8 protein-coding genes are annotated in these 10,345 nt (G+C 69.2%); 5 read left to right on the top strand and 3 right to left on the bottom strand.

Features of this window, described 5'->3' with window-relative positions; translation table 11 throughout:
* Nucleotides 1-875 (top strand): NAD-dependent epimerase/dehydratase family protein (locus BWR60_RS02435; protein WP_218823305.1); only part of this gene is annotated, 875 nt, incomplete at its 5' end.
* A gap of 244 nt (nt 876-1,119) precedes the next feature.
* Complete coding sequence (locus BWR60_RS02430; RefSeq protein WP_218823304.1) at nt 1,120-3,858, top strand: GH92 family glycosyl hydrolase; 2,739 nt, start codon at nt 1,120-1,122, stop codon at nt 3,856-3,858.
* A 40-nt stretch (nt 3,859-3,898) separates the two neighbouring features.
* On the opposite strand, the gene kdgD is transcribed toward BWR60_RS02430, so the two are convergent.
* From kdgD to BWR60_RS02415, 3 genes are all read right to left on the bottom strand, one after another.
* The gene (gene kdgD, locus BWR60_RS02425; RefSeq protein WP_088149394.1) at nt 3,899-4,804 is read right to left on the bottom strand and encodes a 5-dehydro-4-deoxyglucarate dehydratase; all 906 of its coding nucleotides are present in this window, start codon (nt 4,802-4,804) and stop codon (nt 3,899-3,901) included.
* Between the two features lie 28 nt (nt 4,805-4,832).
* On the bottom strand, nt 4,833-5,828 hold the full coding sequence (locus BWR60_RS02420; protein WP_088149393.1) for a mannonate dehydratase: 996 nt from the start codon (nt 5,826-5,828) through the stop codon (nt 4,833-4,835).
* Between the two features lie 88 nt (nt 5,829-5,916).
* Complete coding sequence (locus BWR60_RS02415; protein WP_088149392.1) at nt 5,917-6,657, bottom strand: FadR/GntR family transcriptional regulator; 741 nt, start codon at nt 6,655-6,657, stop codon at nt 5,917-5,919.
* A 139-nt stretch (nt 6,658-6,796) separates the two neighbouring features.
* Here BWR60_RS02415 and BWR60_RS02410 point away from each other — a divergent pair, with 139 nt between their 5' ends.
* From BWR60_RS02410 to BWR60_RS02400, 3 genes are read left to right on the top strand one after another with little or no spacing between them, the layout of a single operon-like run.
* Nucleotides 6,797-8,392 (top strand): ABC transporter substrate-binding protein, encoded by a 1,596-nt coding sequence (locus BWR60_RS02410; RefSeq protein ID WP_088149391.1) that lies wholly within the window; start codon nt 6,797-6,799, stop codon nt 8,390-8,392.
* Nucleotides 8,393-8,421: 29 nt separating this feature from the next.
* Nucleotides 8,422-9,447, top strand: a complete 1,026-nt coding sequence (locus BWR60_RS02405) for an ABC transporter permease (protein ID WP_088149390.1) — start codon at nt 8,422-8,424, stop codon at nt 9,445-9,447.
* Nucleotides 9,447-10,340, top strand: a complete 894-nt coding sequence (locus BWR60_RS02400) for an ABC transporter permease (RefSeq protein ID WP_088149389.1) — start codon at nt 9,447-9,449, stop codon at nt 10,338-10,340. Before BWR60_RS02405 ends, BWR60_RS02400 begins: the two co-directional genes overlap by 1 nt.
* Nucleotides 10,341-10,345: the final 5 nt, after the last annotated feature.

Below are 10,345 nucleotides of genomic sequence, written 5' to 3'. Positions count from 1 at the left end.
ACATTGCCCGACCCGCCGGAACCGGCAACGCTGCGCCCCTGTCCTCGACCAAGTCGATCGTCCTGACCGGCGGGTCGGGCAATGTCGGCCGGGTGCTGCGCCGGGCGCTGGCCGGCCGCATCGGAGCGGTGCGCATCCTCGACCTCGCCGATCCGGGCGAGCTGGCGGCGCATGAGAGCTGGGCGGCGGTCGACATCACCGACCTGGCGGCGCTGGCCGCGGCGGTCGAGGGCGCCGACGCCATCGTTCATTTCGCCGGCTATCCGAATGAGCGCGCGGCCGAGGACATGCTGCGGGTCAATGTGCTGGGCACCCACAATGTCTATGAGGCGGCGGTCCGCGCCGGCATCGGCCGGGTGGTGCTGGCCTCGAGCAACCATGTCACCGGCTTCTACCCGCGCGACGCCCGGGTCGGGGTCGAGGACCAGATGCGGCCGGACGGCCTCTACGGCCTCAGCAAATGCTGGGGCGAGCTGGAGGCTGGGCTGTATTTCGAGAAGGCCGGGCTGCGCACCCTGGCGATCCGCATCGGCAATGCCGGCGAGCGGCCCGTCGACCCCCGCGGCCTGGCGGTGTGGATCAGCCCGCGCGACCTGGCCCAGCTGGTGCTGATCGGGCTGGAGCATCCGGACATCGACTGCACCGCTGTCTACGGGATGTCGGCCACCGACGCCGAGTGGTGGGACAATTCGGTGGCGACCGCCTTGGGCTACCGGCCGCAGGACCGCACGGTCGACTTCGCCGCGCCCGAGGCCTTCCAGCCCAAAGCCTCTCCCCTGCCCCAGGTGACCGACCATTTCCAGGGCGCCGGCTTCTGCGCGCTGGGCCATGACGGGGCGGTGCGCCGCCGCCGCTTCTGGCGCGACGGGACATGATCGCCCTCTGGGCACCCTCCCGATCGTTTCAATCACCATGACTATGGGAAGGCCGGCCGCCGACCTGGATATACAGTTTTAACATTGTATTTTCTGGATATTGCAATACGAAACGGGACCAAATTCTGTTTCGATATTGTGAATCCCACCGCAATATCCCGCCGTTGCAGCACGGATCGCCGGACCGGCCATCCGTCGACAGCCAATGTCGAAGCCATGGGGGAAATGCATGAAGAGCGTCTTGATGACGGGTCTCGCCGCCTGCTGCCTGGCCGCGGCCGGGTCCGGGTCGCAGGCCCTGGCGGATCCGCCGACCGGGCCTTCCACGATCTTCGTCGCGCCGCAGCCCGGCGGCGCCGGAGACATGGTCAGCGGCCCCAAGCTGCTCACGGCGCTGCGGACGATGGGCTATGACACCACCCTCTGCATCCCGGGCTGCTCCCTGACCCTTCAGCTGGCCGACGGCACCCAGATGGCCGCCGGCCGGTTCAAGGCCGACGGCACGATCCTCGGCAGCACGCCGGGCTTCTCGGCGGAGGAGCTGGCGGACGCGTCCCTGCTGGTCGGCAGCGGGCCGACCAGCTACCGGCTGCCGGCCCGACTGCCGCCGGATGACGGCCTGAAGCCGACCCCGCCCGACCGCACCGACATCCCGCTGACCGGCTATGTCAACGCCTTCATCGGCACCAGGATCTCGGAGACCGGCAGCGGCCATTCCGGCAACAACAATCCGGGGGCCCAGACGCCCTTCGGCATGGTCAGCTTCGGGCCGGACACGCCGGGCAGCCGGTCGGGCTGGGGCTACGGCTCCGGCGGCTATTACTACGACGACACCGCCATCGACTTCTTCAGCATGACCCATCTGAACGGCCCGGGCTGCCGCGGCCAGAGCATGGTGGCGATCCGGCCCTGGGGCGACGCCGACAGGCTGACCTTCAAGCATGCGGATGAGAGCGCCAGCCCCGGATACTACAGGGTGGCGATGAGCAACCAGACCGCCATCGAGCTGACGGCGACGACGCGGACCGGGCTGGCCCGCATCACCTACGGCGCCGGCGCCACGCCCGTGCTGGTCATCGATGCCCGCAAATCGAACACCAACAAGTCGGGGCTGCCGGCCGCCATGGTCAGCATCGCCCTCGACAAGACCGGCGCCGTGTCGGGCAAGACGCTGGAAGGCCCGTTCTGCGGCGGCACCTGGCGCCAGCCGGTCTATTTCTACGCCCGCTTCGACACGAAGCTGCTCGATGCCGGGACCAGCGTGAAGGACGGCGTGGCCACGCTGGCCTTCGACCTGTCGGGCGGCGACCGGTCGGTGCGGCTGCGCGTCGGCATCTCCTCGGTCAGCGTCGAGAACGCGAAGCTGAACCTGGAGGCGGAAAACGCCGGCTACGGCTTCGACGACGTCAAGGCCTATGCCGGGCGGGAGTGGAACCGCCGGCTGAACACCATCCAGATCGACGTCGCCAGGCCTGAGGCGCTGGCCGCCCTGCCGGACGACCAGAAGGCTCTGGCGCTGACCGACCTGACCAAGTTCTACACCGCGCTGTACCGCACCATGGGCGGGCCGACGGCCTATAGCGACGTCAATGGCGCGTTCCGCAGCATGGCGCAGAAGAAGCTGAACCAGCCGACCAGCGAGGTCCCCGACCGGGCGACGGCCAACACCGCCCGCTACCCCTTCACGGTCGACGGCAAGACGGCTCGGTACGGCACCCAGTATTCCGGCTTCTCGATGTGGGACACCTACCGGTCGCTGACCCAGCTGCAGGCCTGGGTGTTCCCGCGCGAGACCAGCGAGGCGATGCAGTCGCTGGTGGTGTGGGCCCGGCAATGCGGCGCCTTCCCGCACTGGGTCGACGGCAGCGAGGACACCACGCCGATGAACGGCGACCACGCCCCCAACGTGATCGCCGCCGCCTATCTGTTCGGCGCCCGGGCCTTCGACATCGAGGGCGCGCGGTCGCTGATGAGACGATCCGCCTTCAGCACCGCCAGCGCCTGCAACGACAAGGCCAGCCTGATGGGCGGGTCGCTGGCGGACTATCTTAGGCTGGGCTACATCCCGGCGCCGGACTGGACCTCGACGACGCTGGAGGCGGTGACGACCGACAATTCGATCGCCGCCTTCCTGGCCGCCCTGCCCACCGCCGCGGCGGACAAGGCCGAGATCGACGCGCTGCGGCTGCGGGCGCAGAACTGGAAGACCATCTACGACCCGACGACGCGGACGCTGCGCGGGAAGACGGCCGATGGCAGCTGGACCACCGGCACCTTCCATGAATCGACCGAGCCCAACTACTTCTGGTCCTTCGCCCAGGACTGGACGGCGCTGATCGCCGCCTACGGCGGCAAGAGCGCGGCGATCACCCGGCTGAACGCTCTGTTCTCCCTCACCACGGGCCAGCCCGAGACCGGGCCGGAGCCGTCCGGCCAGGCCCTGAACGGCGGCGAGAGCTCGAGCCGGTACTATATCGGCAACGAGATGTCGTTCGGGACGCCCTGGGCCTATAACTGGGCCGGGTCGCCGAAATCCGCGCAGTACATCCTGCCGATCATCATGCGGAAGACCTTCTCGACCAATGCCGGCGGGCTGCCCGGCAACGATGATTTCGGCGCGACCTCCGGCTGGTATGTCTGGGCGACACTTGGCCTGTACCCGGTGATCCCCGCGGCGCCCGGCATGGCGATGTCGACGCCGCAATTCTCCGGCATCACGGTCTGGCTCGGCAACGGCAAGGCGCTGCGGATCGAGACCGACAGGCAGGCGATGCTGGAGAAGGCGCCCTATATCACCAGCGTCAAGCTGAACGGCACGGCCTATGGCGGCAGCTGGCTGCCGCTGGCCAAGGTCGCCGATGGCGGCACGCTCAGCTACGTGCTGTCCGGCACGCCGACGGACTGGGGTTCGGACCCGGCGCTGACCCCGCCCTCCGGCCCCGGCGCCGACTACAGCCAGCCGACGGTGCCCGTGGCGCCGTGACCGACCGGCCGGCGCGCGTCCCGGCCGGTCGGGACGCGCGTCAGGCCGTGTGCCGGGCCAGCAGGTCGCGCAGCTGCGCCATCTCCTCCGGCTTCAGATCGGTCAGCGGCGGGCGCACCGGACCGGCGGACCGGCCCATTACCGCCAGCCCGGCCTTGATGATCGATACCGCGTAGCCCTTGCCGCGGTTCCGGATCGCCAGCAGCGGGTAGTAGAAGTCGCGCAGCAGTGCGTCGGTCGTGGCCGTGTCGCCGCCGCGCAGGGCCCGGTAGAAGCGCTGCGCCAACTCCGGCACGAAGTTGAACACGGCCGAGGAATAGGTGGTGACGCCGGCGGCGAAATAGGGCGCCGCGAACGCCTCATGCGTCGGCATGCCGCCGATATAGGCCAGGCGGTCGCCCATGCGGCGCGTGATCTCCAGCACCAGATCGACCTGGCCGTGGCCGTCCTTGAAGCCGACCAGGTTCGGGCAGGCATCGCACAGCCGGGCGATGGTGTCGGCCGACAGCACCGCATTGTCGCGGTTGTAGACGATGACGCCGATGCCGACCGCGTCGCACACCGCCTTGACATGGGCGTAGAGCCCCGCCTGCTCCGCCGTCATCAGATAGGGCGGCAGCAGCAGGATGCCGTCGGCCCCCGCCGCCTCGGCGCCGCGCGCGATCTCGACCGCGATGCGGGTGCCATAGCCGCAGCCGGAGACGATCGGCGTGGCCCCGGCCGCGGCCTTGGCCGCACGCACCACCTCCGGCACCTCGGTCGGGGTCAGTGAGAAGAACTCGCCGGTGCCGCCGGCGGCGAACAGCACCGCGGCGTCGAAGCCGCCGAGCCAGCCGACATGCGCCTCATAGCCGGCGCGGTCGAACTCGAACCCGGCATCGAAATGGGTCACGGGGAAGGACAGGAGCCCGGCGGAGAGGGCTCCCTTCAGCTGCTGCGGATCCATCAGGGCCTCAGTCGAGTCAGCGGGCGGGTCAGCGGGTCACGGACCCGGGGTAGAGCTGGCTCACCGCCTCGAGCTGGGCGGCGATGTAACCGTAGACGAAGGCGAAGGCGACGCCCTCGGGGTCGCGGCCGCTGATCGTCGGCACATGGTCCGGCATGATCATGTAGGGGTAGCCGAGCTCGGCGTAGAGCTTGATCGACCGCCACATATCCATGTCGCCCTCCTCCGGGAACGTCTCCATGAAGGAGAGCCTGCGGCCCCGGATGTTGCGGAAATGGACGTTGAAGATCTTGCCGCGGCTGCCGAACCAGCGGATCACGTCGTCGATCTCGTCGCGCGGGTTGTCCAGCATCTCGCCGACCGTGCCCTGGCAGAAGTTCAGGCCGTGATACGGGCTCTCGCGCATCTGCACGAATTTCTTCAGCCCCTCGACCGTGCCCAGCACCCGGGTGACGCCGCGATAGCCGGGCGGGGTGTAGGGGTCGTGCGGGTGGCAGGCCAGCCGGACCTTGTTCGCCTCGGCGACCGGGATCACCCGCTCGAGGAAATAGTCGATGCGCTCCCAGTTCTCGTCCTCGGACAGGGTGCCGACCAGGGTCGGCGGCGTGTCGTGGTCGGCCTTGTCCCAGCGGAAGGAGGCGTTCAGCGACCCGCCGCGGCCCGGCTCGTCCGGCGTGCGCGGGATGCCGATGATGTTGAGGTTGTACTTGGCCGCCGGGATGCCGGCCCGGGCGATGTTCTCGATCAGCCGGCAGATCGAGTCGATCTGGCGGTCGCGGTCCGGCCCGGCCGACAGGATGGCCGGGCTGTGCGATTCCTCAATCGGGCGCGAGCCGAGCGGCAGTTGGACCATGTCCAGCACCAGGCCGAAGCTCTCCAGCTTCTCGCGGTGGCGCAGCAGCACGTCGAGCGACCAGTCATGCGGGTTGCCGGGCGGGTTGTCGTTGAGGTGACGGACGCCGAGCTGCGCCATGACCCTCAGATCGTCGTCGTCGCGAACCCCGTTCTGCGTCCCGAGATACATGCCCGCACCCTCCCTGCGATCGGCTTTGTTGGGAGAGCTAATATGACATCATACAACTGATGACAAGCCGGAACGCGACGCAGCCGGATCAGGGGGCGGACTCGGCCGGCAGCCCGCCCAGGCCGCGGTAGCGGCGCTGGCTCTCGGTCAAATGGTGGCGCATCGCCAGCCGGGCGGCGTCGGCGTCCTGGCGCTCGATCGCCTCGATGATGCGGGCATGCTCGGCGATCACCTTGCGCAGATAGGCGGTGGTCGCCTCGGCGGAATCGCCCAACCGGCTGCGTGGGATGGTGCGCTGGCCGAGATAGGTCAGGACGTCGCTGTAGAAGTGGTTGTTGGTGGCCGCGGCGATGGCGAGGTGCAGCGCGAAATCGGCGTCGACCGCGCCGCCGCCGCCATCGACCGCGGCGATCACCCGCTCATGCGCCAGCAGGATCTCCGCCTCCTGCCGCGACGACCGACGCAGCGCCGCCAGGCCCGCCGCCTCGATCTCCACCCCCATGCGGAACTCCAGCAATTCAAGGACTTCCGACAGCCGGGTGAAATCGCCGGACAGGAGGCCGGGCGCCGGCTCGCTGGACGGCATGACGAACACCCCGACGCCCTGCCGCGGCTCGACCAGCCCCCGGGCGCGCAGCTCGGCGATGGCCTCGCGCACCACGGTGCGGCTGACATTGAACTCCTCGATCAGGCGCTGCTCGGTCGGCAGCTGCGAGCCGACGGGCAGCGCGCCGTTGGCGATGCGGTGGCGCAGGGCCTCGACGACGGCGACCGCCAGCTTCTCACGGCGGCGCGGCGCGCCTGCTTCGAGTCCGGTTGGGTTCGGCACCGCTCCTCCGTGTCCATGCTGGGGCGCGCCACCACCCGATGCGTCGGCCAGTCACACATTTGACTCTTGCGAAGTCAAGAAAGCCAATGATAAGTCATCATACAACAGACATCATACTAAAATCGGGGAGACGCGCGCCATGGGAAGATGGAGAAACGGGCTGCTGGCCCTGGCGGTGGCGTTGGCGCCGGCCTGGGGCGGCGCCGCCGCGGCCAAGACGCCGGCCGACCAGCTGGTGATCGGGGCGTCGCTGGCGCAGGTGCTGTCGCTCGATCCCGGCCAGGCCACCGAGTCCGGGTCGTGGATCATCACCTCCAACATCTATGACCGGCTGGTCTCGACCGACCCGAACGACGCCACCAAGCTGGTGCCGCAGCTGGCCGAGAGCTGGGACGTCGACGGCAAGTCCATCACCTTCCACCTGCGCGACGCCAAATTCGCCAGCGGCAACCCGGTGACGGCGGAGGATGCCGCCTGGTCGCTGCGGCGGATGATGAAGCTGAACCAGGCCGCAGCCTCGCTGTGGAAGCCCTATGGCTACGATGAGACCAACATCGACGGCTTCCTCCAGGTGGTCGACCCGAAGACCTTCCGCCTGGGCCTGCCGGAGGGGACGATCGCCGAGTTCGTGCTGTTCGCCCTGTCCGGCAACAACGGCGCCGTGATCGACAAGACCGAGGCCACCAAGCACGAGGCCAACAACGACTACGGCAATGCCTGGCTGCGCGCCAACTCGGCCGGGTCCGGCCCGTTCGTGCTGCGCCGCTGGTCGCCGAACGAGATCATCCTGATGGACCGCAACGACGCCTTCTGGGGCGGCGCGCCGGCGATGAAGCGGGTGGTGGTGCGGCACGTCGCGGAAAGCCAGGTGCAGCGCCTGTTGCTGGAGCGCGGCGACATCGACGTGGCCACCGCCCTCGCCTCCTCCGACATCACCGCCTTCGAGGGCAAGGCAGGCTTCGTCACCCAGCGCGTGCCGACCGGCGGCTTCTACGTGCTGGCGATGAACACCCAGAACCAGTACCTGGCCAACCCGGATGTCCGCCGCGCCATCGCCTGGGGCCTGGACTATGCCGGCATGCAGAAGACGATCATGGGGCCCTATGGTCGCGTCCGCCAGGTGCCGGTGCCGGAGAACTACCCGACCGCCCTGCCCGACCCCGGGTACACGCTGGACGTCGCCAAGGCCAAGGAGCTGCTGGCCAAGGCCGGCTTCCCGGACGGTTTCCCGCTGGTGCTGAAGACGATCGCCGAGACCCCGCGCGTCGACCTGGCCACCGCCATCCAGGCCTCGCTGGCCCAGATCGGCATCAAGGTGTCGATCGAGCAGGGCAATGGCAGCCAGATCATCGCCGCCCATCGCGCCCGGGAGTTCGACCTGCTGATGCCGCTGACCGGCGGCGGCAACATGGCCGACCCGATCGGGTCGCTGCAGAACTTCACCTACAATCCCGACAACAGCCCGAACGGCAATTCCGGCTACTTCACCTGGCGGTCGGCCTGGGACATCCCGGAGCTGACCAAGCTGACGGTGCAGGCCCGCGGCGAGCCCGACCAGGCCAAGCGCGAGGCCCTGTACACCGAGATCCAGAAGACCTTCCTGGCCAGCGGCCCGGCCATCCTGCCGATGTTCGAGCGGTTCTCGCCGGTCGTGGTCTCCGCCAATGTCGAGAACTTCGTCGGCCAGGGCTTCCGCGGCGTCCGGCTGGACACCGTGACCAAGAAGGCCGACTGACCGATGCAACCCGGCGGACGGGAGCCGACATGACCCGCGACCTGCCGCTGAAGCTGCTGCGCCGCCTCTTCGGCCTGCTGCTCAGCCTGTTCGTCCTGCTGTGCCTCACCTTCGTGATCGGGCGGCTGATGCCGTCCGATCCGGTGGGCGCCATCGTCGGCGAGCTGGCCGACCCGCAGGCCTATGCCGCCATGCGGGCCAAGATGGGCCTGGACCTGCCGATCCCGCAGCAGTTCTGGGTCTATCTGATCAACCTGCTGCATGGCGATCTGGGCACAGCGGTGCTGACCGGCAATTCCGTGGTGTCGGACCTGGCCGCCGCCTTCCCCGCGACGCTGGAGCTGGCGACGCTGGCCATCATCCTCAGCGTCGTCGTCGGCGTCCCGCTGGGCCTGCTGGCGGCGCTGTACCGCGACACGCTGCTGGACCAGATCGCCCGGGTGATCGCCCTCCTGGGCCATTCCCTGCCGGTGTTCTGGTTCGGCATCGTCGGGCTGATCGTGTTCTATGCCGGGCTGCAATGGGTCGACGGGCCGGGCCGGATCGACGTGTTCTACGAGGGCATCGTCGAGCCGCGTACCGGCGCCATCCTGATCGACAGCCTGCTGGCCGGCGAGCATGAGATCTTCTGGAACGCGCTGAGCCACCTGATCCTGCCGGCCTGCATCCTGGCCTATGCCTCGATGGCGTACATCGTCCGCATGACCCGCAGCTTCACGCTGGAGCAGCTGGGCCAGGACTACATCATCGCCGCCCGGGCCAAGGGCCTGCGGCTGCCGGCCGTGGTCTGGGGCCACATCCTGCCGAACATCGCGGTGCAGCTGGTCACCATCCTGGCGATCTCCTACGGCCATCTGCTGGAGGGGGCGGTGCTGGTGGAGATCGTGTTCTCCTGGCCCGGCATCGGCCAGTACATGACCAACGCGCTGATGATCGGCGACATGAACGCGATCCTGGCCTGCACCCTGCTGATCGGGCTGATCTTCATGATCCTCAACCTCCTGGCCGACGCCGCCTACCTGGCGCTCGATCCCCGCACGCGGGAGGCCCGCTGATGTCGATGCAGGCGGAACAGCCGATGGCGCCGGCCGCGGCGGAACCGGCGGCCGGCGGCGCCTGGTCGGCCCAGATCCGGCGCTTCCGGCGGGAGAAGCTGGGCATGGCCGGGCTGGCCGTGATCGGCGTCCTGGTCGTGGTGGCGATCCTGGCCCCGTGGATCGCGCCCTACGACCCGACGGTGCAGAACCTGAACAACGTGCTGCAGCGGCCGGACTGGGTGCATCTGGCCGGCACCGACGAGCTCGGCCGCGACATCTTCAGCCGCCTGGTCTGGGGCAGCCGGATCACGCTGCGGATCGTCGGCACGGTGACGCTGATCATCGGCCCGATCGGCCTCCTGATCGGCGTCGTCGCCGGCTATTGCGGCGGCCGGGTCGACGCCGTGCTGATGCGGGGGACCGACATCGTGCTGTCCTTCCCGTCGCTGGTGCTGGCCCTGGCCTTCGCCGCGGCGCTGGGCGCCGGCCTCGGCACCGCGATCGTCGCCATCTCGCTGACCGCCTGGCCGTCGATCGCCCGGCTGGCGCGGGCCGAGACGCTGGTGGTGCGCCAGGCCGAATACATCGCCGCGGCGCGGCTCTACGGCGCCTCGCATCTGCGCCTGATCGGCCTCTATGTGATGCCGATGTGCATCCCCTCGGTGATCGTCCGCCTGACCCTGTCGATGGCCGGGGTGATCCTGACCGCGGCGGGCCTCGGCTTCCTCGGCCTCGGCGCCCAGCCGCCGGCGCCGGAATGGGGGGCGATGATCTCCAGCGGCCGGAAGTTCATGCTCGACGCCTGGTGGGTCTCGGTGATGCCCGGCCTGGCGATCCTGGCCACCAGCCTGGCCTTCAACCTGCTCGGCGACGCCCTGCGCGACGTGCTGGACCCCCGCCATGCCCGCTGAAGCCC

The organism is Inquilinus limosus (assembly GCF_002195995.1).
GTDB classification, from domain to species: domain Bacteria; phylum Pseudomonadota; class Alphaproteobacteria; order DSM-16000; family Inquilinaceae; genus Inquilinus; species Inquilinus limosus_C.
Note: the sequence above shows the minus strand (reverse complement) of the source record. Positions and strands in the feature narration are given on the sequence as shown.